The sequence below is a fragment of the Streptomyces sp. NBC_01275 genome, from assembly GCF_026340655.1.
Lineage (GTDB): Bacteria > Actinomycetota > Actinomycetes > Streptomycetales > Streptomycetaceae > Streptomyces.
Genome location: NZ_JAPEOZ010000001.1, coordinates 6339946 through 6364048 on the forward strand (window position 1 = coordinate 6339946; position 24103 = coordinate 6364048).

Genomic DNA, 24103 nt, shown 5'->3' on the forward strand with positions numbered 1-24103 from the left:
CCGGGTGGCGCATGACATCTGTCATGCGCCACGCCGGACGCCCGACACTGCCGCCCACCAGGCCCTCGGCGCGACGATTGCCGTCATGACGAAGACGACAGCGGCACAGGCGACGACACAGGCGGGGGCGGGGGCGGCGGCTCAGGTGGTCGGGTTCGACCAGGTGAGCAAGAGCTACGGGGACGTGCGGGCCGTGGACGGGCTCACGCTCACGCTGCACCCGGGGGAGACCGTGGCCCTGCTGGGGCCCAACGGAGCAGGCAAGTCCACCACCCTCGACCTGCTCCTCGGCCTCAAGCAGCCCGACAGCGGCACGGTCCGCGTCTTCGGCACCAGCCCGCGCGAGGCGATCGTCGCCGGACGGGTGGGCGCGATGCTCCAGAGCGGCGGCCTGATGGACGAGGTCACCGTCCGCGAGCTGGTCGCACTCGCCTGCGACCTGCACCCGAGGCCCTACCGGCCCGCCGACGTCCTCGCCCGCGCGGGCGTCGCCCAGATCGCCGACCGCAAGGTCGACAAGCTCTCCGGCGGCCAGGCCCAGCGCGTCCGCTTCGCCCTCGCGACGGCCGGCGACAGCGACCTGATCGTCCTGGACGAGCCCACCACCGGCATGGACGTCACCACCCGCCAGGCCTTCTGGGCCACCATGCGCGAGCAGGCCGACCAGGGCCGTACGGTCCTGTTCGCCACCCACTACCTGGAAGAGGCCGACGCCATCGCCGACCGGGTGCTGGTCCTGCACCGCGGCCGGCTGCTGGCCGACGGCACGGCGGCCGAGATCAAGGCGAAGGCGGGCGCACGGCGGATCTCCTTCGACCTCGCCGACGACCCGATCGACGAGCCCGCCCTGCGCGCCCTGCCGTTCCTGACCACCCTCGACGTATCCGGCCAGACGGTCCGCATCCAGTCCGCCGACGCCGACGCCACCGTCCACGCCCTCTACGGCCTCGGCCTCTACCCCCGCAACCTCGAAGTCGCCGGGCTCGGTCTCGAGCAGGCCTTCGTCGCCATCACCGCCGCCGAGGAGGCGAAGACCAAGTGACGAACGCATTCGCTTCACGAAGCCTGATCAAGCTGGAACTCACCCGCGCCCTGCGCAACCGCAAATTCCTGTTCTTCTCCGTGATCTACCCGTCGGTCCTGTTCCTGCTCATCGCGGGCAGCGCCGACGCCACGACCAAGGTCGACGGCACCGGCCTCACCCTCCCGACGTACATGATGGTCTCGATGGCCTCCTTCGGCGCTCTCACGGCCGTCCTGATGGGCAACAGCGAGCGCATCGCCAAGGAGCGCCAGAGCGGCTGGGTACGGCAGCTGCGGCTGACCACGCTGCCGGGGCGCGGCTACGTCCTGGCGAAGACGGCGAGCGCGGCGGTCGTGAGCCTGCCGTCCATCGTCGTGGTCTTCGCCGTCGCCGCGACCGTGAAGGGCGTACGGCTGGACCCCTGGCAGTGGCTCGCGCTCACCGGCGCGATCTGGGCCGGCAGCCTCGTCTTCGCCGCCCTGGGCGTCGCGATCGGCTACCTCGCCAACGGGGACGCGGTCCGTCCGATCACGATGATCACCTACTTCGGCCTGTCGATCCTCGGCGGCCTGTGGATGCCCACGACGACCTTCCCGACCTGGCTCCAGGACATCGCCAAGTGGGTGCCCACGCACGCGTACGCTTCGCTGGGCCAGGCGATCGAGCAGAGCCAGGCTCCGCACGCCAAGGACATCGTCATCCTCGTCGTCTTCTTCGCCCTGTTCACGGGCGGAGCGGCCTGGCTGTACCGGAAGGACACGCTGAAGGCGTGAGCGTCATGACGGACGAACAGCAGATCATGCTCGGCCAGCCCGCCCGCAACCGGCGCGACCTGTGGCGTCGCAAGCTGCTGTGGATCGGCGTCTGGCTGGTCTTCCTCAGCTCGCCGGTGCACGACCTGCTCACCGGGGACCACTCCACCGGGGGCAGGGTCGCCGGCTGGCTGGGCCTGGCGGTGTTCGTCGCGCTGTACCTCTCGCTCCTCTTCCGGAACATGGGGGAGACGCCCTACCCCACGAAGCTCATCGGCGCCGTCATCGTCTCCTTGGCGGTGCTCGCCACCGTCCTCGGCCTCACCCTCGGCTCCGCCTGGCTCGGCCTGTACTGCTACGTCTCCGTGGCCTGCGGGATAGTGCTCCCGCTGCGGCTGGCGTTCTGGACCATCCCGGGCACGGGCGTGCTGCTCGTCCTCGTCGGCCTGCGCACCGACGAGGACGAGGCGCTCAACCTCCTCCTCCTGGTCCTGCTCATCGGCTTCGCGATGACGGGCGTGAGCCAACTGGTCCGCACGACGGTGGAGTTGCGCAAGGCCCGCGCCACGGTCGCCCAACTGGCCGCGAACGAGGAGCGGTTGCGTCTGGCGAGAGACCTGCACGACCTCCTGGGCCACTCCCTCTCCCTCATCACCCTGAAGAGCGAGCTGGCCGGCCGGATGCTCCCCGACCACCCCGACAAGGCGGCCCAGCAGGTCGCCGACATCGAACAGGTCAGCCGCCAGGCCCTGGTCGACGTCCGCGAGGCCGTCACCGGCTACCGGCGCCCCCGGCTGGCCGCCGAACTCGCGGGCGCCCAGGTCGCGTTGACGGCGGCCGGCATCACCTCCCAGATCCCCGTCGAACCGGACCTCGACGGCGTCCCCGAGGACAGCGAGTCCGCCCTGGCCTGGGCCCTGCGCGAGGCCATCACCAACGTCGTACGGCACAGCGGGGCCGCCCGCTGCACCGTGGACGTCGTCCGCCGCCAGACCCTCGACGGGCCCGTCCTCGAACTCTCCGTGGAGGACGACGGCTCGGGCGGCTCCGGCAAGGGCCCCGGCAACGGCCTCACCGGTCTGACCGAACGCCTGGAGAAGACCGGCGGCACCTTGGACGCGGGCCGGGTCAAGCACGGCTTCCGCCTGGCCGCCCGCGTGCCGGCCGCCCCGTCGCCGCACATAGGATCCCGGGCATGACTGGTGGCACGATCAAGGTCCTCCTGGCCGAGGACCAGTCGATGGTCCGCGAGGCGCTGGCGGCCCTCCTCGGGCTGGAGGACGACATCGAGGTGGTCGTCCAGGTGGCCCGCGGCGACGAGGTCCTGGCGGCCGCCCGCGCGCACGACGTCGACGTGGCCCTCCTCGACATCGAGATGCCGGGCGCGACGGGCATCGAGGCGGCGGGCCAACTCCACAAGGAGTTCCCCGCGTTGAAACTGGTCGTCCTCACGACCTTCGGCCGCCCCGGCTACCTGCGCAGCGCCATGGAGGCCGGCGCCGACGCCTTCCTCGTCAAGGACGCCCCGGCGGCCCAACTGGCCCAGGCGGTCCGCAAGGTCCTCGCCGGCGAACGCGTCATCGACCCCACCCTGGCCGCGGCGGCCCTGGCCGGGGGCGCGAACCCCCTGACCGACCGTGAGCGCGAGGTCCTGCGCGCGGCGGCCGACGGCTCGACGAACGCGGAACTGGCAGCCGCCCTCCACCTGTCCCAGGGCACGGTCCGCAACTACCTGTCGACGGCGATCCAGAAACTGGCGGTACGCAACCGCGCCGAGGCGGTGCGGACGGCGAGAGAGAAGGGCTGGCTGTAGGCGAACCTCAGTTCAACATGGCCCGGGCCGCCGCGGCCTCCCCCCGTACCCGCTCCGCGAGCCCCTCGTCCACCACCTCGACCAGGCCCGCGTACTCCTCCATCTCGGCGGCCCCGCCGAGGAAATCTCCCCGCCGCACCAGCAGCTGCCCCCGCTCATGCCGCAACCGGGCCGGATGAGAAGGCACGGCCAACGCCAACTCCACGGCCCACAGGGCGACATCCGACCGCTCAGGCCGAGCCGCGGCCCACGACCTGATGTTGTTCAGCACCCGCATCACCACCTCCAGCGGCTCAGCGGGAACCAGCATCGACGCCTCCAGCGGACCCCCCGTCGCCCCGACGACCAACGCCTCCGCGTCCCCGCCGGTCAACACCCGCCCCCCGTCGAAGGGATCGACGAGCAGCCGCTGCTCCACGCCCACGTCCACGGGCCCGACCCCGACCACGAAGTGCCCCGGCAGAGCGACCCCGTACACGGGCGCCCCGGCCCGCCGGGCCACCTCCACCCACACCACGGACAACAGGATCGGCAGCCCCCGCCGCCGTGCCAGCACCTCGTGCAGCAGCGACGACTCCAGTCGTCGATAGTCCGCGGCCGAGCCGCGAAACCCGTACCGCTCGCCGAGCAGCTCCCGCAGCGCCACCGCCCACGCCCGCGGCCCCCCGGGCCGGAACGGCAGCTGCCCCGCCAGCCGGTCCAGCTCGATCTGCGCCGCGTCCAGCCCCGCCTCGTCCAGCTCGGGATCCGCCGTCGCGCCGATCAGCAGGCACAGCAGCGCCAGATCGGGCCGCTCGGCCCGTGCCTCCTCGGCGAACCGCCGCCGCACCTCGCCGGGCCCGAAGTCGTCCCCGGCCCCGCTCACGACGGCTTCCGATCCTGGTCCCGATCCTGGTCCCGATCGTGGTCCCGATCGTGGTCCCGATCGTGGTCCCGATCCTGGTCCCGATCGTGGTCCTGAGCGTGGTGGCGATAGTGGTGGTACGTGTGATGCGCGCCGAAGCCCATCCCGGCGTACAGCGCCCGCGCCCCCGCGTTCTCGTCCTCCACCTGGAGCCAGGCGGCCGAGGCGCCCTCCTCCAGCGCCCGCCGGGCCAACGCGGCCATCACGGTCGTGGCGAGCCCCCTGCGCCGCTGCGCCGGATCCACCTCGACCGCCGCGAACCCGGCCCACCGCCCGTCGACGACACACCGCCCGATGGCGTCCGGAGCGGCCCCCTCGCCGGGCACGGAGGCGAACCACACCGACGGCCCTCCCCCGCTCTCGGCTTCGCTCGAGCGGGGGGACCCCCCTCCCAGCACCTTCAGAGCCACCTCGCTCACCCCCTTGCGCTGATACCGCGCCAGCCACGCCTCGTCCGCCTCCCGGGCCAGCACGACCCCCTCGGCCGCCGACCGGTCGGCGATCGGCGCCAGCGCCCCGATCCACATCCCGGCACTCACCTCCCGCACCCACCCGCGCCGCTCCAGCTCGGCGCAGAGCAGTTCCTGCGTGCCCTCGGCGCCGGTCGCGGTCTGCACATAGGCAGGCAGCCCACGGTCGCCGTACCAGCGTCGTACGACGCTCAGGGCCTCGTCGAGCGGGAGGCCGGGGTCGCCCAGCGGCAGCACGGAGTTGGCGCGCCGGGTGTACCCCGCGGCGGCCCGCAGCTCCCACTCGCCGAGCCGCTCGCTCTCCAGGGGCCGCCAGGCCCGGGAGGAGACGCGGGCGAGCTCCTCGTAGGAGGCGGCCGGTCCACGGCGGCGGGCCGGCGCCGCCGGGACGACCTTCCCGGCGACCAGCGCGGACTCGTCAATGCGGACGCTCTCGCCGCTCTTCCGTGTGATCACCAGCACACCGTCGGTCCATGATGTGAGAACACCCACCGTGTCGGTGAATTTCCCCTCGGTGACCCCAGGACCGCTCAACCGACGTACGGAGACACGTTTGCCCACGTCAGCAGTGGTGATACGGACCTCGAGGCGTCCAGCGGCCGAGATTTCCACAGGTCAGTTCACCCCTCCTGTTCGGATCATGCCCAAGAACGGAGATACTAGAGGCGGGCATCGACGACGCCGCGCTCCCGCGCGCCAGGCGGCGGAGCCTGAGGAGGCCCGCCAGCGCCCTATCGAGGAGGAACGACAGCGTGACCTACGTCATCGCGCAGCCTTGTGTCGACGTGAAGGACAAGGCGTGCATCGAAGAGTGCCCGGTCGACTGCATCTACGAGGGCCAGCGGTCCTTGTACATCCACCCGGACGAATGCGTCGACTGCGGCGCCTGTGAGCCGGTCTGCCCGGTCGAGGCGATCTTCTACGAGGACGACACTCCGGAGGAGTGGAAGGACTACTACAAGGCGAACGTCGAGTTCTTCGACGAGCTCGGCTCGCCCGGCGGCGCCAGCAAGCTGGGTCTGATCGAGCGCGACCACCCCTTCGTCGCCGCGCTGCCGCCGCAGGCCGAGTAATCACGTAAGCGGCCCGCACAGTACTCGTGCCGCCTCGGTCCCGCATGGGACCGGGGCGTTTGCCGTATCCGTTCAGAGAGCGAGCAACCACCGTGTCCTCCGTAGTCTCCGACCGCCTTCCCACGTTTCCCTGGGACAAGCTGGAGCCGTACAAGAAGACGGCCGCGGCGCACCCGGACGGCATCGTCGACCTCTCCGTCGGCACCCCCGTCGACCCGGTCCCCGAGCTGATCCAGAAGGCCCTGATCGACGCGGCGGACTCCCCGGGCTACCCGACCGTCTGGGGCACCCCGGCGCTGCGCGACGCGATCACCGGCTGGCTGGAGCGCCGACTGGGCGCCCGCGAGGTCACCCACCGCCACGTCCTGCCGATCGTCGGCTCCAAGGAACTCGTCGCCTGGCTCCCGACCCAGCTGGGCCTCGGCCCCGGCGACCGGGTGGCCTACCCGCGTCTGGCGTACCCGACGTACGAGGTCGGCGCGCGCCTGGCCCGGGCGGACTACGAGGTCTACGACGACCCCACGGAGCTGGACCCGGCCGGTCTGAAGCTCCTCTGGCTGAACTCGCCCTCCAACCCCACCGGCAAGGTGCTCTCGAAGGCGGAACTGACCCGGATCGTGGCCTGGGCCCGCGAGCACGGCGTCCTGCTCTTCTCCGACGAGTGCTACTTCGAGCTGGGCTGGGAGGCCGATCCGGTCTCGGTGCTGCACCCGGACGTCAACGGCGGCTCGTACGAGGGCATCGTCTCGGTCCACTCGCTCTCCAAGCGCTCGAACCTGGCCGGCTACCGCGCGGCCTTCCTCGCCGGTGACCCGGCGGTCCTCGGCCCGCTCCTGGAGATCCGCAAGCACGGCGGCATGATGACGTCGGCGCCCACCCAGGCGGCCGTCGTGGCCGCCCTCGGCGACGACGCCCACGTCCACGAGCAGCGCGAACGCTACGCGGCCCGCCGCACCCTCCTGCGCGAGGCCCTCCTCGCCCACGGCTTCCGCATCGAGCACAGCGAGGCCAGCCTCTACCTCTGGGCCACCCGGGACGAGTCCTGCTGGGCCTCGGTCGCCCACCTGGCCGACCGGGGCATCCTGGTCGCCCCCGGGGACTTCTACGGCGAGGCGGGCAAGAACTTCGTACGCGTGGCCCTCACGGCGACGGACGAGCGGGTACGGGCGGCGGTGGCGCGCCTGTAACGGGCTCGTACGACGGTCGTACGGCGCTCGTACGGGCTCGTACGCCGCTCGCGACGAGGGGGCCCAGGGAAGTTCCCCGGGCCCCCTCGTCGTGTTCGGGCGTCAGCCGAGCGGCAGGCCCTTCACCGGCAGGGTCTCCGCGCCGGGCAGCCCGCCCTTGGTGAGGGACTCCGTCGGCAGCCCGCCCTTCGTCGCGGTCGTGGCGGTGTCCCCGAGGATGCCCCCGGTGGAGCCCGCCGCCTCACCGGCGGCCTTCTGCGCGGCCGGGGCCGCCTTCTTCACGGCCTTGCCGCCGGTCTTGCCCGCGGCCGGCACCGTCTGCTCGACCGCCTTGCCGCCGGCCTCGCCCGCGAGCCCGGTGACGTGCTGCGTCGCGCCGTCGGCCGTGTTCGCGACGCTCGCCGCGTCCACGGCCGTCAGCCCGCCGAGGTCCGGAGCGGCGGGCAGGGTGGACGGGGCCGCGCTGGCGGCGCCGGCCGCACCGACCCCGGCGGCCGCTCCCGCAGCGACAAGCAGTGCGGCACGGGCGATCCTGCGGGTCAGGGGGAGAGACATGATGCTCCTTCGACGGGAGAGAACAAAGACGCCGTGACTACCGCTCGAAGGCCATGAAGGTTGCGGACGCCCGATGTAAAGAGTTGGCAATGCGTCGCATTATCGCCTGTGGATAAAAACGGGCAAAAACCGCCCGATGTGAAAGTCCGGCAAACCCTCGAAGCCCTGCGCCCGCAAGGGATTCGCCGGATACGAGGGTGACGGCGCGAAAACCTGAGCACCCGGGCCCCCGAACACCCCGCACATGACCCGTCCGAGGGATGTCCCGTACTGCTGAGCGGTCCTGCTCGGCGGTCCTGCTGGGCGGTCCTACTGGGCGGTGACGATCCGCACGCTGCCGCCGCCCGTTCCAGAGGTCCCCGAGGACCCCGAGGTCCCGGCGGCCTCCGTGCGGGTGGCGCCGGTCGACCGCCACTGGCTGGCGGCGGCCGAGGCGGTTCCGGCGGTCCACACCCGGCCCGCGTACGAGACGCGCTCGATGTGCAGCGCCGAGGCGTTGGCCACCGCCCAGTGGGCGAGCTGCCAGCCGCGCTCGCGGATCGTGCGCCCGGCGGCCACCGTGTCCTTGGAGACGGGCAGCGTCACCGTCCGCCCGTCGGCCTCGGCGGTGGGCGCGTCCGGGTCGGTCGAGGACGAGGCCGAGGGCGAGGGCGAGGCGGCGGTCGAGGACGTCCCCTCGGCCCCCACCTCCGCGCCCGCCTCCTGAAGCGCGTCGCGCCCGAAGTCCCGTACGAGCGCGGCGCGCACCGCGTCCGTGCCGGTGGTCGTCGTCGTGGTCTGCGGGCGTCCCTCGCAGGTCAGCGCGGCGGCCGAGGTGCCGGTGAGCGCGGCGGCCAGCAGCGTGGCGTCCGACTCGTGCTTGGCGTACGCCTCCGGGTAGCCGCTGCGCTGCACGCGCTGCGCGGCGACGGTCAGCGGGAGGTCGGTGTAGCCGGAGACCTTGGCGAGGTGCTCGTAGAAGACGTCGGCCGCGTAGGCAGGGTCCGTGACCTGTTTCTCGGTGCCCCAGCCCTGCGAGGGCCGCTGCTGGAACAGGCCGAGCGAATCCCGGTCGCCGTGCGTGAGGTTGCGCAGCCCGGACTCCTGCAGCGCGGTCGCCAGCGCGATGGTCACGGCCCGCTCGGGCATGCCCCGGTTGGTGCCGACGGCGGCGATCGTGGCCGCGTTCACCGCCTGCTCCGGCGTGAACTCGTACGACCCCCCGCCCGCCTCGTCGGAAACGACTCTGCAACCGGGATCTCCGGTGCCGCCGGTGACGTACTGGACCACGACATAGCCCGCGACGGCGGACAGGACCGTGCAGGCCGCCCCGAAACGGAGGAGGCGGCCGCGGCGCTTGGGGGAGGGTGACGGCTCTGGCACGCGTACAAGGTACTGGACAGTACTGAGGAGTAGGAGGTGGGTGAGCACAGTGGGAAGAGCGGGACGGACAACTGGCGCGTTAGGGTCGACCGCATGGCCGACACCCCGCTTGATCTCACGCTGGACGCCGCCGTCCTCACCGCACGGCTCGTCGACTTCGCCTCCGAGAGCGGCGCCGAGAAGCCGCTCGCGGACGCGATCGAGACGGCCCTGCGCGCGCTGCCCCACCTGACGGTGGACCGCTACGGCAACAACGTCGTCGCCCGCACCCAGCTGGGCCGACCGCAGCGCGTGATCCTCGCCGGCCACATCGACACGGTCCCGATCGCCGACAACGTCCCCTCGCGCCTGGACGAGGACGGGGTCCTGTGGGGCTGCGGCACCTGTGACATGAAGGCGGGCGTCGCGGTCCAGCTGCGCATCGCGGCGACCGTCCCGGCCCCCAACCGCGACCTGACCTTCGTCTTCTACGACAACGAGGAGGTCGCCGCCGACCTCAACGGCCTCAAGCACGTCTCGGAGGCCCACCCGGAGTGGCTGGAGGGCGACTTCGCGATCCTCCTCGAACCCTCCGACGGCCAGGTCGAGGGCGGCTGCCAGGGCACCCTGCGGGTCCTGTTGAAGACGAAGGGCGAGCGGGCCCACTCCGCGCGCAGCTGGATGGGCTCCAACGCGATCCATGCGGCGGCCCCGATCCTGGCCCGCCTGGCCTCCTACGAGCCGCGGTACCCGGTGATCGACGGGCTGGAGTACCGGGAGGGCCTGAACGCGGTGGGCATCTCCGGCGGAGTCGCGGGCAACGTCATCCCCGACGAGTGCGTGGTCTCCGTCAACTTCCGCTACGCGCCCGACCGCAGCGAGGAGGAGGCCGTCGCCCATGTGCGGGAGGTCTTCGCGGACTGCGGGGTCGCGGAGTTCGTGGTCGACGACCACAGCGGGGCGGCCCTCCCCGGCCTCTCCCACCCGGCCGCCGCGGCCTTCATCGAGGCGGTCGGCGGCATCCCGCTGCCCAAGTACGGCTGGACCGACGTGAGCCGCTTCTCCGCGCTGGGCATCCCCGCGGTGAACTACGGCCCCGGCAACCCGCACTTGGCGCACAAGCGGGACGAACGGGTGGATACCGGGAAGATCCTGGCGGGTGAAGAGCGTCTGCGGGCCTGGCTGACGGCGTAGCGGGGCGGGGTCGGCGCGAGGCGGGCGCGAGGGCGCTGCACGGCGGACACGCCGACGTCCCCCGTACGTAACCCGGGTGGATCTACGCTGAGATGGAACCACTGCAAGCGGAGGGAGCGCACATGGCTACAGGCAACCCCGAGGGCAAGCGGCAGCCGCCGGAGGAACAGCGCCTGGGACCGGTCCTCCGAAGGCGGGGCCAGGTCACGGCGAGCACCACCGACCAGCGGTTGCTGGACGCCGGCGGCCCCTCGGACTGGGTCCACACCGACCCCTGGCGCGTGCTGCGCATCCAGTCGGAGTTCATCGAAGGCTTCGGCACCCTCGCCGAACTCCCGCCCGCGATCAGCGTGTTCGGCTCCGCGCGCACCCCGGTGGACTCGCCGGAGTACGCGGCGGGCGTCCAGCTGGGCAGCGCGCTGGTCGACGCCGGGTGGGCGGTGATCACGGGCGGCGGCCCGGGCGCGATGGAGGCGGCCAACAAGGGCGCGTGCGAGGCCGGCGGCATCTCGGTGGGCCTCGGCATCGAACTGCCCTTCGAGCAGGGCCTCAACCCCTACGTCGACATCGGCCTGAACTTCCGCTACTTCTTCGTCCGCAAGATGATGTTCGTGAAGTACGCGCAGGGCTTCGTCGTCCTGCCCGGCGGTCTCGGCACCCTGGACGAGCTCTTCGAGGCCCTCACCCTCGTCCAGACCCAGAAGGTCACCCGCTTCCCGATCGTCCTCTTCGGCACGGAGTACTGGGGCGGCCTCATCGACTGGCTGAAGAACACCCTGATCGCCCAGGGCAAGGCCTCCGACAAGGACCTCCTCCTGTTCCACGTCACGGACGACGTGGAGGAGGCGGTGGCCCTGGTGTCGAAGGAGGCCGGCCGCTAGACGGGGACGCCGGCGCTCACGCCAGACCCCTGCGGGCCACCGTCGGAGGGCGGTGGCCCGCGATCGTCGCGACCATGTCCAGGATCTGCCGGGTCTCCGCCACCTCGTGGACCCGGTAGACCTGGGCCCCCAGCCACGCCGACACCGCGGTCGTGGCCAGCGTGCCCAGGAGTCGTTCCTTCACCGGACGGTCCAGCGTCTCCCCGACGAAGTCCTTGTTGGACAGCGAGACCAGCACCGGCCACCCCGTCTCGACCATCTCGTCGAGCCGCCGCGTCGCCTCCAGGCTGTGCCGCGTGTTCTTGCCGAAGTCGTGTCCCGGATCGATCATGATCGACTCCCTCGGCACCCCCAGCCCCACCGCGCGCTCCGCCAGCCCCACGGTCACCCGGAGAATGTCCGCCATGACGTCGTCGTACGTCACCCGGTGCGGACGCGTCCGGGGATCCGCGCCCCCCGCATGCGTGCACACCAGTCCGACCCCGTACCGCGCGGCGACCTCTGCGAGCCCCGGGTCCACCCCGCCCCACGCGTCGTTCAGCAGATCGGCGCCCGCCTCGCAGACCGCCTCCCCGACCTCCGCCCGCCAGGTGTCCACGCTGATGATCACGTCCGGGAAACGGCGGCGCACCTCGGCCACGAAGCCGACCGTCCGCCGCGCCTCCTCCTCGGCGGTCACCTCTTCGCCGGGTCCGGCCTTCACCCCGCCGATGTCGATGATGGCGGCCCCCTCCGACACCGCCTGCTCCACGCGCGCGAGGGCCGGCTCGTCGCGGAAGGTGGCTCCCTGGTCGTAGAAGGAGTCCGGGGTCCGGTTCACGATCGCCATGATCACCGGCTCGTGGACCCCGAATTCACGCCCGCCCAGCCTGAGCATCGCCTGTGACCTCTCCTAGTACCTGCTGCACATCCGCCGCCTGAGACCCTAACCGTCGGACCCGCATGGCACGATCGGACCCTGACACACCTGACACATCCGAGACCGAGCACACCGAGCGTGGAGACCCACCGATGGTTATGTTCCTGTTCCTGGTCATCGCGCTCGCCGTCGTGGTCGCCGCGGTGACACTCGCCGTGGTGGGCGGCGGCGAGGGCACCGGCCCGCTGCCGGAGGTCGCCCCCGAGCGACTGCACGACCCGCTGCCCCCGGACCGCCCGGTCGACCGGTCCGACGTCGACGCCCTCCGCTTCCCCCTCGCCGCCCGCGGCTACCGCATGGCGGACGTCGACGATGCCCTGAACCGCCTCGCCGCCGAGCTCGAAGAGCGCGACGCCCGCATCGCCGACCTGGAGTCCGCCCTGTCCGGCGCCGAGAAGACCCTCTCGGCCGCCGCGCCCCACGTCTCCATGGAGAAGCCGTCCGCCGAGGGCGAGACGCCGTGAGCGACGGCACGGCACTCGCCGGCGCGGACGGCGTGCTGCGCTGCCCCTGGGCGCTGTCCACGCCGGACTATGTGACGTACCACGACGAGGAGTGGGGCCGCCCGGTCCACGGCGACGGCGCGCTCTTCGAACGGCTCTCCCTGGAGGCCTTCCAGTCCGGCCTGTCCTGGATCACCATCCTGCGCCGCCGCGAGGGCTTCCGCGCGGCCTTCTCGGGCTTCGGGATCGCGGACGTGGCGGCCTTCACGGACACCGACCGCGAACGCCTCCTGGCCGACGCGGGCATCATCCGCAACCGCGCCAAGATCGACGCGACGATCGCCAACGCGCGCGTGCTGGTCGGCTGGGCGCCGGGCGACCTGGACGAGCTGATCTGGTCCCACGCCCCCGACCCGGCCGCCCGCCCGATCCCCAAGACCCTCGCCGACGTCCCGGCGGTGACCGACGAGTCGACGGCCCTGTCGAAGGCGCTGAAGAAGCGGGGACTGCGGTTCGTGGGCCCGACGACGGCGTACGCCTTGATGCAGGCGTGCGGACTGGTGGACGACCACCTTCAGGCGTGCGTGGCGAGACAGGGCTGAGCCGCCCGGCGCCTGCGCCGAGCGGCCCGGGCGGTCAGGCGTCAGCGGCCCAAATACTTGGGCTTCTCCTTGTTCACGAACGCCTGCACCGCGATCGCGTGATCCTCGGACGCCCCGGCCCGCGCCTGGAGTTCGTCCTCCTTCTCCAGGGTCTCCTCGAGCGAGTGCGACAACCCGTAGGCCACCGCCTCCTTGAGCGCCCCGTACGCCACGGTCGGCCCGGAGGCGAGCGCCCGCGCGACCTTGGCGGCCTCGGCGTGCAGTTCGGAGGTCGGCACGAGACGGTTGGCGATACCCAGCTCGTACGCCTCCTGCGCCGAGATGCTGCGCGGGAAGAGCAGCAGGTCGGCGGCTCGCCCGGGGCCGATCATCCGGGGCAGCGTCCAGGAGACGCCGGAGTCCGCGGTCAGCGCGACGCCCGCGAAGGAGGTGTTGAAGGCCGCCGTGTCCGCGACCACCCGGTAGTCCGCGGCCAGCGCGAACCCGAACCCGGCCCCGGCCGCGACCCCGTTCACCCCGGCCACCACGGGCTTCCGCATCCCCGTCAGCGCCTTCACGATCGGGTTGTAGTGCTCCCGCACGGTCGTCATGGTCTGCCCGGTCCCGGCCTCCCGGTCGGCGACCAGCAGTCCGATGTGCTCCTTCAGGTCCTGCCCGACGCAGAACGCCCGCTCGCCGGCCGCCGTCAGCAGCACGGCCCGTACGGCGTCGTCGTCCGCGGCGGCCCGTACCGCGTCCCGGAGGGCGACCTTGGCGGCGATGTTCAGCGCGTTCATCGCCTCGGGGCGGTTCAGCGTGATCGTCGCGAGCCCGTCGCTCACCTCGTAGAGCACGGTGTCGGCCATGGCGTTTCCCCTCCGTGTCGCGGCTCCGGACGTACTACTGGTCAGTACGTCCGGTGTACCAGGACAGCATGGCGGAGATCACCGTCCACGGACCGGACCCGACGTGTGACCTGCGTCAAAGAATTCGGGCGGGTTTACGGACCGTGGGTGTCTGTGCGGCCGCGAAGTATCGCAGCCACATCGCCGAATTGAGTGGTTTTGCTCGCGCGCGTTGCCCAAGCGATGCCGACTGATGTTGGTCATCGGGTCCTGAGATGCGGGATAATGGCCGGGAAGCAATGTGTTCGATGCCGGTGTCGCGTATCCCACGCTGGACTGCGCGTGCCCTTCGTGGGCCGTCGGCTTTGACGGTTGAGCTGGTTTCAGGAAGGGGAACGAGCATGGCGGCCATGAAGCCGCGGACGGGCGATGGTCCGCTCGAGGTGACCAAGGAGGGGCGGGGCATCGTCATGCGCGTTCCGCTCGAAGGCGGCGGGCGGCTCGTCGTCGAGCTGACCCCCGACGAGGCCGACGCGCTCGGCGACGCCCTCAAGAAGGTCGTCGGCTGACGCGCCAGCGACCATACCCCTTCAGCGGCTCCGGCATCCTTCTGGGTGCCGGAGCCGCTGTTTTCACAGGTGGGTCACAGAAGTGGTCACAGAGGTGAAGGGCGCGGTCGGCCCGAAAGGCCCAACAGGCGCGGTCGAACCAGGACGCGGACTCAGCGCTTGACCGCGCACAGCAGTCCGTCGCCCACCGGAAGCAGCGACGGCACCAGCTCCTGGCTCTCGCGCACCGCCCGCAGCAGCTCCCGGATCCGTATGACCTCGGTGGGCTGCGGTCCCGAGTCGACCGTGCGGCCGTTGGCGAAGACGCCCTCGAAGGCGACCAGACCGCCGGGGCGCAGCAGGCGCAACGATTCAGCGAGATAGTCCAGGAATTCCAGGCGGTCGCCGTCGCAGAAGACGAGGTCGTAGCCGGCGTCCGCGAGCCGGGGCAGGACGTCGAGCGCGCGGCCCGGGATGAAGCGGGCCCGGTTGCTGGCGAAGCCGCAGGCCCGGAAGGCCTGCCGGGCGAACTGCTGATGCTCGGGCTCGGGGTCGACGGTGGTCAGGACGCCGTCGGGGCGCATGCCGTGCAGCAGATGGATCCCGGAGACGCCGGTACCGGTGCCGATCTCGGCGACCGCCTTGGCGTCCACCGCGCCGGCGAGCAGGCGCAGCGCGGCACCCGTGCTGGGCGACACCGAGCGCAGCCCTGCGTCGCGGGCCCGGTCACGGGCCCAACGCAGCGCTTCGTCCTCGGCGACATAGGCGTCGGCGAACGCCCAGCTCGTCTGCCGGTTGCCGGTAATGACCCTCTCCTGTCCCCGTGGTTGCCTCGGCGTGACTGTATCCGTTGCCGCCGGGAACCCGCAGATGGGACCGGGCGTTTGAAGGGGTGGGAACGACGACCGGGGGACACAGTTGGATCACGACGAGGGACCAGACGCCCAGCAAGTGCTGACGCAGCCGTATGAGCCGTATCAGCCCAGATCAATTTCTCGTAAAACCGCTTATCCGGAGCTAACGGGCGAGGTGGCTATGGTAGGGGCTCCACTGGACACCACCAGAGCCGACAGGGGAGGTGCGGCCGCGCCTGTGGATCGGGGAGGAGCGCTGCGGCGCTTTCTCGGTTCGGCAGGTAGGCCGAAATCCGTGAACGACACCGCAGCTGACCCCAGCCACACCGCCGGCTTCGCCGCCGGTCAGGCCCAGACCGCGACCTTCTCCACCGACGCGGACGGGCAGGCGTGGACTCCGCCCACGTGGGAGGAGATCGTCAGCATGCACAGCGGCCGGGTCTACCGGCTCGCCTACCGTCTGACCGGCAACCAGCACGACGCCGAGGACCTCACGCAGGAGGTCTTCGTCCGCGTCTTCCGCTCGCTGTCGACCTACACGCCGGGCACCTTCGAGGGCTGGCTGCACCGCATCACCACCAACCTCTTCCTGGACATGGTCCGCCGCAAGCAGCGCATCCGCTTCGACGCCCTCGGCGACGACGCGGCCGAGCGGCTGCCCAGCAAGGAGCCCACCCCGCAGCAGGCGTTCAACGACGCCCACTTCGACGCGGACGTCCAGCAGGCCCTCGACACCCTCGCGCCCGAGTTCCGCGCCGCGGTCGTCCTCTGTGACATCGAAGGACTGTCCTACGAGGAGATCGCCGCGACCCTGGGCGTCAAGCTGGGCACGGTCCGCTCGCGCATCCACCGCGGCCGTTCGCAGCTGCGCAAGGCACTCGCACACCGTTCGCCGAAGGCGCGCGCGGAGCGCCGCTCCTTCGTGCCCCGCGTTCCCGCTCTGGGAGGAGGGGGCGCGACCGCGTGAGTGGATCCCGACACGATCCCGCCGAACGACTGATGGCGGAACAGCACCTGGGAGACCGGCTCTCGGCCCTTGTGGACGGCGAGCTCGGTCATGACACGCGCGAGCGTGTGCTGGCGCATGTGGCGACCTGTCCGAAGTGCAAGGCGGAGGTCGACGCACAGCGCCGTCTGAAGAACGTCTTCGCGGAGGTCGCCCCACCGCCCCCCTCCGAGAGCTTCCTGGCCCGCCTCCAGGGCCTCCCCGGCGGCGGCGCGGACGGCGGCTCCACGCCGACCGGCGGCGGGGGCCTCGACGGCCGCTTCGGAACGTCCGGGGTGTTCGGCGTGCGCAGGGACGAGTCCTTCGAGTTCGGCTATGCGCCCGTCCGCGACCCCGGCTCCGTTCTGTCGCCCGGCCCGGACCGCGGCTTCCGCATCCACCCCGTCGGGCGCGGCGACCGGCACGACGCCGAGCGCTCGCGCAGTCTGCGGTTCGCGTTCGTCGCCGCCGGCGCGGTGTCGCTGGCCGCGATCGCCCTCGGCGGGATGACCAGCGTCGCCCCGACCGACACCACCGCGGACCCCCGCGGCGGCTCGGGCTCCGGGAGCAACGTGACACCGGCCCGCACCTCCGGCGCCGGCTCCGCGGCCACCCCCGAGAACCAGCGCCGCCGGGCCACCGGGCCGCTGCTCGCCCAGGGCGGCCAGCTGCTGCGCGGCAATGCGGTCGCCCCGACCGAGGTGTCCGCACCGCTGCTGCCCGGCGTGCCCTCCCCGGCCTTCGGGCAGGTCGAGCAGGCCCTGCACCGGCTCACCACGCCCATGCTGGCCGGCGCGGCGGCCATGTCCCCGCTGATACGTCCGCTCGGCACCGCCCAGCCGATCTCGCTGACCGCCTGGACCGCCGCCACCGCCCCGGAGGTCGCCGACCCCGGGCTGCTCGCCGCACCCGTCCCCGACACCACCTCCGCTCCCACCAGCTCACCTTCGCCGTACCGCGCCCGCTGACCACTGCGCCGGTCCGCCGCGAACCTGGTTGAATCCAGAGTGAACCGTGCCCTGCCAGGTGGCCGGGCGCGGTCGGCGGAGTACGCCGAGCCGTGCCCTGACCGGGCCCGACTGTGGGGAGAGCATGGACGAGGGGAAGCCCAGGGAGGCCTCCGGCGGTTCGGCGGCCGGGGGTGAGCAGGTCACCGGGGCGTCGAGCGATCGGCCTGCGGGCGACAGCGGCGACGGCGACTACGAACTGAGTCGCCCGGTGAGCACGGGTGCGGCCACGGCTGCGACTGCCGCTGCGGCCACCGAGGCGGGGGAGCCGGTCGAGGCGGTCGCCGTAGGCGAGTCGGGCGAGGCGGTCGAGCCGGTGTCCTTGTCTTCGGCTGACGTCGGGCGTCCCAAGCCTCTGCACGACCCCGACCCCTACAGCACCCCGCCGTACGGCGAACCGGGCCCCTGGGCCCCCGCACCGCCCGTACAGCACCCGGCGGTCACCCCCGCCCACGGCACGACGGCGAGTGCGCCCGTGCCCCCGCCGGCGCCCCAGCCCGTGCCCCCGCCCGTGCCGGGCGCGGCAGTCCCGCCGGCGCCCGGAGCCCCCGCGCCGGCTCCCGTCTACACGGACCCCCCACCCGTGCCGTCGGCCCCCGTTCCGACGCCCGACCCCGGCGCCGCACCGGACTCCGTGCCGCCCGCCGATCCCTGGCATCGCTACGACCCCTGGGCCGCCGCCCCCGTCCCGCAGGGTGGTCATGGTCAGCAGCCGCTTCAGCAGACCGGCGCCGCTGTGCTCAGCGAGGGGCAGCGGCGTCGGCGGGTGCGGAAGGGGCTGGCGGTGGGGGCGTTGGCGCTCGCCCTGGTCTCCGGGATCGTCGGCGGGGCCGTAGGCGTGTATCTCGAGCGGAACGGGGGGCTGAACGGGGTCGAGCTGCCGCAGGCCTCCGCGGAGCCCACCGGGCGGGCGTCGGACAGCGTCGCCGGGATCGCCGCCCGGGCGCTGCCCAGCGTCGTCACCCTGCATGTCACCGGCAGTCAGGAGTCCGGCACGGGCACCGGCTTCGTGCTCGACTCGCTCGGCTACATCCTCACCAACAACCACGTCGTGGAGCCCGCCGGAGGCGACGGCGAGATATCCGTCGTCTTCAACGGCGGCCAGACCGCGAAGGCCGAGGTGGTCGGCCGGGACAGCGGTTACGACCTAGCCGTCGTGAAGGTCGGCGGAGTGAAGGGACTGAAGCCCCTCTTCCTCGGCAACTCCGACAACGTCCAGGTCGGCGACCCGGTCGTCGCCATCGGCGCACCCTTCGACCTCGAGGGCACCGTCACCTCCGGCATCATCAGCGCCAAGGAACGGCCCATCACGGCCGGCGGCGAGAGTGGCGACGGCAGCGACGTGTCGTACGTGGACGCGTTGCAGACGGACGCGCCCATCAACCCGGGCAACTCCGGCGGCCCCCTCCTCGACGCGCAGGGCCGGGTGATCGGCATCAACTCCGCCATCCGCTCCGCCGCCGACGGCTCGGACACGGCCGAGGGGCAGGCCGGGTCCATCGGCCTGGGCTTCGCCATCCCCATCAACCAGGGCAAGCGGGTCGCCGAGGAGCTGATCAACACCGGCAAGGCGACCCACCCGGTCATCGGCGTCACCCTCGACCTGGACTACGCCGGCGACGGCGCCCGCGTGGGGAGCAAGGGCGGCGACGGCGGCGCCCCGGTCACCGTGGGCGGCCCCGGCGACCGGGCCGGCATCCGGGCGGGGGACGTCATCACCGAGGTCGACGGCCAGCGCGTCCACTCCGGTGAGGAGCTGATCGTCAAGACGCGCGCCCACCGCCCCGGAGACCGCCTGGAGCTGACGATCGAGCGCGGCGGCCAGGAGCGCACGCTCTCCCTGGTCCTGGGCTCCGCCGACGGCAGTTGAGGGCAGCCGGGACAGGGCGTCCGACGGGGTGTCCGCGCGGTGTCCGCGGAGGCGTCCACAGCCGCGCCCGCGAGATTGACAGAAACCTCACAGATCGGACCCTCCTACCGGCCCCCACAAGGCAAACAACGCGAAAAACCGGCCGCGTACACGCACCCGGACGCCGCGGGACGGTACCGGTCGGACAGGTGCGACAGGTACCGTGGACCCGGCCCGGACCACGGAAGACCGCATTGACCACCGAGGGCCGAAGGCCGAGGGCCGCGGACATCGCAAGGAGCTTCAGGTGTTCAATGACATAGGACCGCTCGAGCTGGTGACGATCGTCGTCCTGGCCGTGCTCGTCTTCGGTCCGGACAAGCTCCCGAAGGTCATCCAGGACGTGATGCGCACCGTCCGGAAGATCCGTGAGTTCTCGGAGAGCGCCAAGGCCGACATCCGCAGCGAGCTGGGGCCGGAGTTCAAGGACTTCGAGTTCGAGGACCTCAACCCCAAGACCTTCATCCGCAAGCAGCTGGACAACGACGAGCTGGGGCTGAAGGAGATCCGCAACGGCTTCGACCTGAAGAAGGAGATGGCCGAGGTCACGGACTCCGTCCACGGCCGTGACACGGACGCCTCCGCGGCGGGTTCGTCGGGCGCGTCGGACACGTCCGGCGGCCGGATCGACATGACGAAGAAGCCCGAGGACCCGGGCAAGGACGACCGCCCGCCCTTCGACGCCGACGCCACCTGAGCGCCGTCTGAGCGCCACCTGAGCGACCTGCGCTCCGGGCGGCTCACCCGCGGCCGGGAACGGGGTGGCTATGCTGCCTGGTTGTTGTGCGCAGCGGACGAGTACGCCCGAAGGGGGGCGGGCCGGACCGCTCCGCCGAGAGCGAGGAGGCGTCCGGGCAATGGAGACGACGAGTCGGGAAGTCGCGCAGACGCCGGCCGCGGAGGATGGACAGCAGGTCCCCTCCGCCCGGCGTACGGTCGACGGCTTCCTGGAGGCGCCGTTCCCCTGGTACGGCCTCGACGAGGCCTTCACGGGACGGCGCTGGTTGATGCAGGTGGGCACGGCGGCCGACGGAGCCGTCGAGCACGGTTCCATCGGACACGGTGACGAACCCTCCGTACGGCATGAGACGACGACGGAGGACCGGGGGAAGTTCGCGGTCGTGGTGACCGTCGCCGCGAACCCGGTGCGGCGCAGCGCGGACGGCACGGGCCTGCTGGAGGCCACGTCCGTGTCCTCGGCGGCCTGGCTCGCGGGGGTGGGGCTGCTGTCCTTCACCTGGCCGGGTCAGATGGACCACACCCTGCGCGACGACTGGCTGGACCAGCAGACCGAGACGGCGTGGGTCCTCGCCGACGACCTCGCGGGGCCGGACTGGTCGACGCTGTCCCTGCCGGTCGACGGCGTGCCGACCCCCTTCCACTACCGCGAGTCCGAGTTCGGCTGGGTACTGGCCGGGTCGACGCAGGCGGGCGTGCACGTGGGCGCCTACGGCAGGGGCATGAGCGCGTACGGGCTCGGCTTCGCCGTGGTCAAGGACGTCGAGGCGCACGCCCAGTAGCACCAAGGGTGCCCTCCCGGCGAGGAGGGCACCCCATGGTCGCGGCAGAGGTGCGCAGGAGACGTACGGCGGTCTGGAACGGGTCTAGAACTTGTTCCGCGGAGTGATCCCCAGGGACAGTCCCGAAAGGCCCCGCTGCCGTCCTCCCAGCTTGCCCGCGATGGCGCGCAGGGCCGCGCCCGCCGGGGAGTCGGGGTCGGTGAGGACGACCGGCTTGCCGTCGTCGCCGCCCTCGCGCAGGCGGACGTCGATCGGGATGGAGCCGAGGACGGGGACGGACGCGCCCGTCGTGCGGGTCAGGCCGTCGGCCACGGACTGTCCGCCGCCGGTGCCGAAGACGTCGACCATCTCGCCGCAGTGCGGGCAGGGCAGGCCGGCCATGTTCTCGACGACGCCGACGATCTTCTGGTGGGTCTGGACGGCGATCGAGCCCGCCCGCTCGGCGACCTCGGCCGCCGCCTGCTGAGGCGTGGTGACGACGAGGATCTCGGCGTTCGGGACGAGCTGGGCCACCGAGATCGCGATGTCGCCGGTGCCCGGCGGGAGGTCCAGGAGCAGCACGTCCAGGTCGCCCCAGTAGACGTCCGAGAGGAACTGCTGGAGGGCGCGGTGGAGCATCGGGCCCCGCCAGACGACGGGCGTGTTGCCCGGGGTGAACATGCCGATGGAGATGACCTTCACGCCGTGCGCCGACGGCGGCATGATCATGTTCTCGACCTGGGTCGGAAGGCCGTCCGCGCCCAGCATGCGCGGCACGCTGTGGCCGTAGATGTCGGCGTCCACGACCCCGACCTTCAGGCCGTCCGCCGCCATCGCCGCCGCCAGGTTCACGGTCACCGACGACTTGCCGACGCCGCCCTTGCCGGACGCGACCGCGTAGACGCGGGTGAGCGAGCCGGGCTTGGCGAACGGCACCTCGCGCTCGGTCTGGCCGCCGCGCAGCGCGCTCGCCAGCTCCTTGCGCTGCTCGTCGCTCATCACGTCGAGCGTGACGTCGACGCGCGTGACGCCCTCCACCGCGCCGACCGCGTCGGTCACGCGCTGCGTGATCGTCTCGCGCATGGGGCAGCCCGAGACCGTCAGGTACACGGTGACCGCGACCGCTCCGTCCGCGCCGATCTCCACCGACTTGACCATCCCGAGTTCGGTGATGGGACGGTTGATCTCGGGGTCGTTCACCGTCGCCAGTGCTTCACGCACCGCGTCTTCCGTAGCCATGAACACGATGGTACGGCGCTGCGCGGGGGCCCCGGTAAGCCCGTCACCGGTCTTCTACGTCACGTCCCCTCGACCGTTCTGACCGTTCCGCCGGGAATACGACCCGTCCGTTGCCCCGCTCCTCCAGCTCCTTGACCATGTCCTGCAGCTCGGAGCGGATCCAGTCGCGGGTGGCGACCTCGCCCAGACCGATGCGCAGGGCGGCGATCTCCCGGGTCAGGTACTCGGTGTCGGCGATCGACCGCTCGTTCTGCTTGCGGTCCTGTTCCAGGTTGACCCGGTCGCGGTCGTCCTGCCGGTTCTGCGCGAGCAGGATCAGCGGGGCCGCGTAGGAGGCCTGGAGGGACAGCATCAGCGTCAGGAAGATGAAGGGGTAGTTGTCGAAGCGCAGGTCGCGCGGCGCGAAGATGTTCCACAGCACCCAGACGATGATGACGATCGTCATCCAGACGATGAACCGTCCCGTGCCCAGGAACCGCGCGATCCGCTCCGACAGCCGTCCGAAGGCCTCCGGGTCCCACTCGGGCAGCAGCCGGCGCCGGGGCGCCCGCGGCTGGTCCAGCCGCGGGCGGGACCGCGTGGCGGCCGTGGCCCCGGCCGGGGTGCGCTCGCCGCGCCCGCCGCCGCTCTCCCGCTCAGGAGCCATGGGGACCAGCCCCCTCGGCCTCGGCAGCGGTCCCGGCCGCGCTCGCGGCCCCGTTCCCCACCGTGCCCTGTGCCGTGTCCTGCGCGGTGTCCTCCTCCAGGTGGAACTCCGTCTCCCGCCAGTCCTCCGGCAGCATGTGGTCCAGTACGTCGTCCACGGTCACCACGCCCAGCAGCGACCCCGCGTCGTCCACGACGGGCGCCGCGACCATGTCGTACGTCGCGAAGAACCCGGCGACGACCGGCAGCGCCGCGTCCGGCGCCAGGGTCTGGAGGGTGTCGTCGACGATCGAGCTGACCAGCGTGTACGGCGGGTCGCGCAGCAGGCGCTGGAAGTGGACCGTGCCGAGGTACTTGCCGGTGGGCGTCTCGTCGGGCGGGCGGCAGACGTAGACCTGGGCGGCGAGGGCGGGGGAGAGGTCGGGGTTGCGCACGCGCGCGAGGGCGTCGGCGACGGTCGCGTCGGGCCGCAACACGATCGGCTCGGTGGTCATGAGCCCGCCCGCCGTGTGCTCCTCGTACGCCAGCAGCCGCCGCATGTCGGCCGCGTCGGAGGGCTCCATCAGGCTCAGCAGCCGCTCCTGGTCGTCCTTGGGGAGCTCGGAGAGCAGGTCGGCCGCGTCGTCGGGGTCCATGGCCTCCAGGACGTCCGCCGCGCGCTCCTCCTTCAGCTTGCCGAGGATCTCGATCTGGTCGTCCTCCGGGAGCTCCTCGAGGACGTCGGCGAGCCGGTCGTCGTCGAGGGCGGCGGCGACCTCGGCGCGCCGCTTCGACGACAGATGGTGCAGCACGTTGGCGAGGTCGGCGGGGCGCAGCTGCTCGAAGGTGGCCAGGAGGCTCTCCGCGCCCTGTCCGTGCTCCTCCAGGGAGAAGCCGGTGACCGCCGACCACCCCACCGTCAGCGTCTCGCCCTTGGCCCGCCGGAAGGCGCCGCCCTTGCGGCCCTTGCGGACGAAGACCCGGTCGATCTCCCAGTCCCGGCGGGCCGGCAGCTGTCGTAGCGACACGTCGAGGACGGTGACCGTCTCACCTGGCTCCTCGCTCTCGACGAGGGTGACGCGCCGGTCCAGCAGCTCGCCGAAGACGAGCCGCTCGGTGGGCCGCTGCTCGAAGCGCCGGACGTTGACCACGCCGGTGGTGATGACCTGGCCGGACTCGATGCCGGTGACCCGGGTCATGGGCAGGAAGATGCGGCGCCGGGTGGACAGTTCGACGACCAGTCCGAGCACCCGTGGCGGCCGCCGCCCGACGCGCAGCATGACGACCAGGTCGCGCACACGCCCCACCTGGTCGCCGACCGGGTCGAAGACCGGGACGCCGGCGAGGTGCGAGACGAAGATCCGGGGGGCGCCGGCTGCCATGGCTGTGCTTCCTTTGCGTACTGCTGCGTCAGTGAAAGCGAGGGTGGGGGCGAGGGTGGGGGCGATGGTGGGGA

At 72.1% G+C, this 24103-nt stretch carries 26 protein-coding genes; 16 read left to right on the top strand and 10 right to left on the bottom strand.

What is annotated here, in order from left to right; genetic code table 11:
* Nucleotides 1-85: 85 nt before the first annotated feature.
* Genes OG562_RS28180 through OG562_RS28195 form a run of 4 tightly spaced genes read left to right on the top strand, consistent with a single transcriptional unit; the run spans nt 86 to nt 3589 of the window.
* Nucleotides 86-1042 (top strand): ABC transporter ATP-binding protein, encoded by a 957-nt coding sequence (locus OG562_RS28180; protein ID WP_266402629.1) that lies wholly within the window; start codon nt 86-88, stop codon nt 1040-1042.
* Nucleotides 1039-1797: an ABC transporter permease gene (locus OG562_RS28185; protein ID WP_266402632.1), complete on the top strand. Its 759-nt coding sequence runs from the start codon at nt 1039-1041 to the stop codon at nt 1795-1797. Before OG562_RS28180 ends, OG562_RS28185 begins: the two co-directional genes overlap by 4 nt.
* A 5-nt stretch (nt 1798-1802) precedes the next feature.
* Entirely contained in the window at nt 1803-2975 is a 1173-nt protein-coding gene (locus OG562_RS28190; protein ID WP_266409582.1) for a sensor histidine kinase, read from the top strand.
* Nucleotides 2972-3589 carry a response regulator transcription factor gene (locus OG562_RS28195; protein ID WP_266402634.1) on the top strand — a complete coding sequence of 206 codons (618 nt, stop codon included), beginning with the start codon at nt 2972-2974 and terminating at the stop codon, nt 3587-3589. The genes OG562_RS28190 and OG562_RS28195 overlap by 4 nt, the downstream gene beginning before the upstream one ends.
* A gap of 7 nt (nt 3590-3596) precedes the next feature.
* Here OG562_RS28195 and OG562_RS28200 read toward each other — a convergent pair whose 3' ends face one another.
* Together OG562_RS28200 and OG562_RS28205 are read right to left on the bottom strand one after the other, a co-directional pair.
* Nucleotides 3597-4454, bottom strand: coding sequence for a transglutaminase-like domain-containing protein (locus OG562_RS28200; protein WP_266402636.1), 858 nt, complete (start codon nt 4452-4454; stop codon nt 3597-3599).
* Nucleotides 4451-5575, bottom strand: a complete 1125-nt coding sequence (locus OG562_RS28205; RefSeq protein WP_266402638.1) for a GNAT family N-acetyltransferase — start codon at nt 5573-5575, stop codon at nt 4451-4453. The genes OG562_RS28200 and OG562_RS28205 overlap by 4 nt, the downstream gene beginning before the upstream one ends.
* A gap of 140 nt (nt 5576-5715) precedes the next feature.
* On the opposite strand from OG562_RS28205, the gene fdxA reads away from it, so the two are divergent.
* Together fdxA and OG562_RS28215 are read left to right on the top strand one after the other, a co-directional pair.
* On the top strand, nt 5716-6036 hold the full coding sequence (fdxA, locus tag OG562_RS28210) for a ferredoxin (protein WP_007495984.1): 321 nt from the start codon (nt 5716-5718) through the stop codon (nt 6034-6036).
* Nucleotides 6037-6128: 92 nt separating this feature from the next.
* Nucleotides 6129-7223, top strand: a complete 1095-nt coding sequence (locus OG562_RS28215) for a bifunctional succinyldiaminopimelate transaminase/glutamate-prephenate aminotransferase (RefSeq protein WP_266402647.1) — start codon at nt 6129-6131, stop codon at nt 7221-7223.
* Between the two features lie 102 nt (nt 7224-7325).
* Here OG562_RS28215 and OG562_RS28220 read toward each other — a convergent pair whose 3' ends face one another.
* Both OG562_RS28220 and OG562_RS28225 read right to left on the bottom strand, forming a co-directional pair.
* Nucleotides 7326-7778, bottom strand: a complete 453-nt coding sequence (locus tag OG562_RS28220; RefSeq protein WP_266402650.1) for an ATP-binding protein — start codon at nt 7776-7778, stop codon at nt 7326-7328.
* A 309-nt stretch (nt 7779-8087) separates the two neighbouring features.
* Nucleotides 8088-9140 carry a heavy metal transporter gene (locus OG562_RS28225; protein WP_266402652.1) on the bottom strand — a complete coding sequence of 351 codons (1053 nt, stop codon included), beginning with the start codon at nt 9138-9140 and terminating at the stop codon, nt 8088-8090.
* Nucleotides 9141-9233: 93 nt separating this feature from the next.
* Here OG562_RS28225 and dapE point away from each other — a divergent pair, with 93 nt between their 5' ends.
* Complete coding sequence (dapE, locus tag OG562_RS28230; protein ID WP_266402655.1) at nt 9234-10313, top strand: succinyl-diaminopimelate desuccinylase; 1080 nt, start codon at nt 9234-9236, stop codon at nt 10311-10313.
* A gap of 122 nt (nt 10314-10435) precedes the next feature.
* A complete protein-coding gene (locus OG562_RS28235; RefSeq protein ID WP_266402658.1) occupies nt 10436-11194 on the top strand; it encodes a TIGR00730 family Rossman fold protein in 759 nt (252 codons plus the stop codon).
* 16 nt (nt 11195-11210) lie between these two features.
* On the opposite strand, the gene folP is transcribed toward OG562_RS28235, so the two are convergent.
* Nucleotides 11211-12071 carry a dihydropteroate synthase gene (gene folP / locus OG562_RS28240; protein WP_266402661.1) on the bottom strand — a complete coding sequence of 287 codons (861 nt, stop codon included), beginning with the start codon at nt 12069-12071 and terminating at the stop codon, nt 11211-11213.
* Nucleotides 12072-12211: 140 nt separating this feature from the next.
* Between folP and OG562_RS28245 the strand changes: the two genes are divergently transcribed.
* Together OG562_RS28245 and OG562_RS28250 are read left to right on the top strand one after the other, a co-directional pair.
* On the top strand, nt 12212-12577 hold the full coding sequence (locus OG562_RS28245; RefSeq protein ID WP_266409583.1) for a DivIVA domain-containing protein: 366 nt from the start codon (nt 12212-12214) through the stop codon (nt 12575-12577).
* Complete coding sequence (locus tag OG562_RS28250; protein ID WP_323187564.1) at nt 12574-13158, top strand: DNA-3-methyladenine glycosylase I; 585 nt, start codon at nt 12574-12576, stop codon at nt 13156-13158. Before OG562_RS28245 ends, OG562_RS28250 begins: the two co-directional genes overlap by 4 nt.
* A gap of 41 nt (nt 13159-13199) precedes the next feature.
* On the opposite strand, the gene OG562_RS28255 is transcribed toward OG562_RS28250, so the two are convergent.
* Nucleotides 13200-14003, bottom strand: a complete 804-nt coding sequence (locus OG562_RS28255; RefSeq protein ID WP_266402663.1) for an enoyl-CoA hydratase/isomerase family protein — start codon at nt 14001-14003, stop codon at nt 13200-13202.
* 380 nt (nt 14004-14383) lie between these two features.
* On the opposite strand from OG562_RS28255, the gene OG562_RS28260 reads away from it, so the two are divergent.
* A complete protein-coding gene (locus OG562_RS28260) occupies nt 14384-14551 on the top strand; it encodes a DUF3117 domain-containing protein (protein WP_003966491.1) in 168 nt (55 codons plus the stop codon).
* Nucleotides 14552-14703: 152 nt separating this feature from the next.
* Here OG562_RS28260 and OG562_RS28265 read toward each other — a convergent pair whose 3' ends face one another.
* Nucleotides 14704-15402 (bottom strand): O-methyltransferase, encoded by a 699-nt coding sequence (locus tag OG562_RS28265; RefSeq protein WP_323187666.1) that lies wholly within the window; start codon nt 15400-15402, stop codon nt 14704-14706.
* A 163-nt stretch (nt 15403-15565) separates the two neighbouring features.
* Between OG562_RS28265 and sigE the strand changes: the two genes are divergently transcribed.
* From sigE to OG562_RS28290, 5 genes are all read left to right on the top strand, one after another.
* Nucleotides 15566-16351, top strand: a complete 786-nt coding sequence (gene sigE / locus OG562_RS28270) for an RNA polymerase sigma factor SigE (protein WP_266402664.1) — start codon at nt 15566-15568, stop codon at nt 16349-16351.
* Nucleotides 16348-17337, top strand: a complete 990-nt coding sequence (locus OG562_RS28275; protein ID WP_266402667.1) for an anti-sigma factor — start codon at nt 16348-16350, stop codon at nt 17335-17337. Before sigE ends, OG562_RS28275 begins: the two co-directional genes overlap by 4 nt.
* Nucleotides 17338-17461: 124 nt before the next feature.
* The gene (locus OG562_RS28280; protein WP_266402668.1) at nt 17462-19246 is read left to right on the top strand and encodes a S1C family serine protease; all 1785 of its coding nucleotides are present in this window, start codon (nt 17462-17464) and stop codon (nt 19244-19246) included.
* 286 nt (nt 19247-19532) lie between these two features.
* Nucleotides 19533-19982 carry a sec-independent translocase gene (locus OG562_RS28285; RefSeq protein ID WP_266402670.1) on the top strand — a complete coding sequence of 150 codons (450 nt, stop codon included), beginning with the start codon at nt 19533-19535 and terminating at the stop codon, nt 19980-19982.
* Nucleotides 19983-20142: 160 nt separating this feature from the next.
* Nucleotides 20143-20805 carry a hypothetical protein gene (locus tag OG562_RS28290; RefSeq protein ID WP_266402671.1) on the top strand — a complete coding sequence of 221 codons (663 nt, stop codon included), beginning with the start codon at nt 20143-20145 and terminating at the stop codon, nt 20803-20805.
* A gap of 84 nt (nt 20806-20889) precedes the next feature.
* Here the strand turns inward: OG562_RS28290 and OG562_RS28295 are convergent, their stop codons facing one another.
* From OG562_RS28295 to OG562_RS28305, 3 genes are read right to left on the bottom strand one after another with little or no spacing between them, the layout of a single operon-like run.
* Nucleotides 20890-22023, bottom strand: a complete 1134-nt coding sequence (locus OG562_RS28295) for an Mrp/NBP35 family ATP-binding protein (RefSeq protein ID WP_266402672.1) — start codon at nt 22021-22023, stop codon at nt 20890-20892.
* 43 nt (nt 22024-22066) lie between these two features.
* Entirely contained in the window at nt 22067-22669 is a 603-nt protein-coding gene (locus tag OG562_RS28300; protein WP_266402673.1) for a DUF1003 domain-containing protein, read from the bottom strand.
* A complete protein-coding gene (locus tag OG562_RS28305) occupies nt 22659-24029 on the bottom strand; it encodes a CBS domain-containing protein (protein WP_266402680.1) in 1371 nt (456 codons plus the stop codon). Before OG562_RS28305 ends, OG562_RS28300 begins: the two co-directional genes overlap by 11 nt.
* Between the last annotated feature and the right edge of the window lie 74 nt (nt 24030-24103).

Excerpts from the sequence above, each read along its gene's own strand:
- OG562_RS28235 (WP_266402658.1), top strand. The coding sequence starts at position 10,436 with ATGGCTACAGGCAACCCCGAGGGCAAGCGGCAGCCGCCGGAGGAACAG.
- OG562_RS28305 (WP_266402680.1), bottom strand. The coding sequence starts at position 24,029 with ATGGCAGCCGGCGCCCCCCGGATCTTCGTCTCGCACCTCGCCGGCGTC.
- OG562_RS28195 (WP_266402634.1), top strand. The coding sequence starts at position 2,972 with ATGACTGGTGGCACGATCAAGGTCCTCCTGGCCGAGGACCAGTCGATG.
- dapE (WP_266402655.1), top strand. The coding sequence starts at position 9,234 with ATGGCCGACACCCCGCTTGATCTCACGCTGGACGCCGCCGTCCTCACC.
- OG562_RS28180 (WP_266402629.1), top strand. The coding sequence starts at position 86 with ATGACGAAGACGACAGCGGCACAGGCGACGACACAGGCGGGGGCGGGG.
- OG562_RS28220 (WP_266402650.1), bottom strand. The coding sequence starts at position 7,778 with ATGTCTCTCCCCCTGACCCGCAGGATCGCCCGTGCCGCACTGCTTGTC.
- OG562_RS28260 (WP_003966491.1), top strand. The coding sequence starts at position 14,384 with ATGGCGGCCATGAAGCCGCGGACGGGCGATGGTCCGCTCGAGGTGACC.
- OG562_RS28245 (WP_266409583.1), top strand. The coding sequence starts at position 12,212 with ATGTTCCTGTTCCTGGTCATCGCGCTCGCCGTCGTGGTCGCCGCGGTG.
- OG562_RS28190 (WP_266409582.1), top strand. The coding sequence starts at position 1,803 with ATGACGGACGAACAGCAGATCATGCTCGGCCAGCCCGCCCGCAACCGG.
- OG562_RS28300 (WP_266402673.1), bottom strand. The coding sequence starts at position 22,669 with ATGGCTCCTGAGCGGGAGAGCGGCGGCGGGCGCGGCGAGCGCACCCCG.
- sigE (WP_266402664.1), top strand. The coding sequence starts at position 15,566 with ATGGTAGGGGCTCCACTGGACACCACCAGAGCCGACAGGGGAGGTGCG.
- folP (WP_266402661.1), bottom strand. The coding sequence starts at position 12,071 with ATGCTCAGGCTGGGCGGGCGTGAATTCGGGGTCCACGAGCCGGTGATC.
- OG562_RS28255 (WP_266402663.1), bottom strand. The coding sequence starts at position 14,003 with ATGGCCGACACCGTGCTCTACGAGGTGAGCGACGGGCTCGCGACGATC.
- OG562_RS28280 (WP_266402668.1), top strand. The coding sequence starts at position 17,462 with ATGGACGAGGGGAAGCCCAGGGAGGCCTCCGGCGGTTCGGCGGCCGGG.
- OG562_RS28295 (WP_266402672.1), bottom strand. The coding sequence starts at position 22,023 with ATGGCTACGGAAGACGCGGTGCGTGAAGCACTGGCGACGGTGAACGAC.
- OG562_RS28290 (WP_266402671.1), top strand. The coding sequence starts at position 20,143 with ATGGAGACGACGAGTCGGGAAGTCGCGCAGACGCCGGCCGCGGAGGAT.